The following is a 1,118-nucleotide window of genomic DNA, read 5'->3' as shown; positions in this document are numbered from 1 at the left end:
GGTGATTCTGTGATGATGGTCGAAGCAGGGAGATTCGGGATGGCGGATCGTGTTCTGGGTCAGTTGAGTCTGGCGGACGGGCTGGCGGCGTCGGACGAGACGATTTTCGACCTGGTATCGAAGGAACTGGACTGGGCACCGATCCGAACATTGCTGGGTCAGCGCAGCGGTCCCGGCTCGGGCAACACCAGCTACCCGGCGGAGGCGCTGGTGCGCTGTCTTTTGCTGGGCGTGTGGCACGGGCTGAGCGATCCGGCATTGGAGGCTCAGATCCGTGACCGGCTGTCGTTTCGCCGCTTTGCCGGCTTCAGCCTTTCGGACCGTACGCCCGATCATTCGACACTGTGGCGCTTCCGCGAGGAACTGACGCGCGAGCGGCTGATCGACAAGGTGTTTGAGGAGATCAACCGCCAGCTGGAGACGAAGGGCCTGATCGTCAAGCGCGGCACCTTAGTCGATGCGACGTTCCTGCAGGCCCGTGGGCGGCCGCCCAAGCAGCCGAAGAAGGGCCACCAGGGCCCGGCCAAGCCGTCGGCCGACAAGGACGCGCGCTGGGGCAAGAAGGGCAACAAGAGCACCTTCGGCTACAAGATGCACATCGGCGCCGACCAGGAGCACACCATGATCCGGCGTGTCGAGGTAAGCGACGCCTCGATCACCGACACCGAGGCGGCCGACAATCTGGTTTGCGGCGATGAGAAGGCGGCCTATGGCGATCAGGCCTACTACACCCATGCCAGGCATGATCGGCTGGCCAAGGCCGGGATCAAGGACCGGCTGATGCGGCGGCCCAACAAGCATCATCCCGAGTTGCCGGCGCGCCAGAAGCTGCGTAACCGGTTGATCGCCAAGGTGCGGGCGGCTGTGGAGCGGCCTTTTGCTGTGTTCAAGGAGCGCTACGGCATGCGGCGCCTGCGCTTCTTCAACCTCGCCGCCAACCGCACGCAATGCATACTAGCCGCCTGCGCCTACAATCTGCGGACCATGATCGGCGCCCTCTATCCACCTGGCGGAAAGCCGGCATGAGGAGGAGTCTGTCTAAAATCGGCGGATCGGCCGGTCATGCCGGTCGATGCCATACCAAGCCGTCGAAAACTGCTTTCCCGGCCTTCAAAAAA

Annotated in this window: 1 protein-coding gene; it reads left to right on the top strand. The window is 63.5% G+C overall.

The annotated features are described in order from the left end of the window. Positions 1-39 precede the first annotated feature (39 nt). Positions 40-1,026: an IS5 family transposase gene (locus tag NKJ28_RS32935; protein ID WP_352572754.1), complete on the top strand. Its 987-nt coding sequence runs from the start codon at positions 40-42 to the stop codon at positions 1,024-1,026. The last annotated feature ends 92 nt before the right edge of the window (positions 1,027-1,118 follow it).

Origin of the sequence: Mesorhizobium sp. M0145 (assembly GCF_040322355.1) — a bacterium.
Taxonomy (GTDB): Bacteria; Pseudomonadota; Alphaproteobacteria; order Rhizobiales; family Rhizobiaceae; genus Mesorhizobium.
This window is presented reverse-complemented; position numbering and strand designations above follow the sequence as displayed.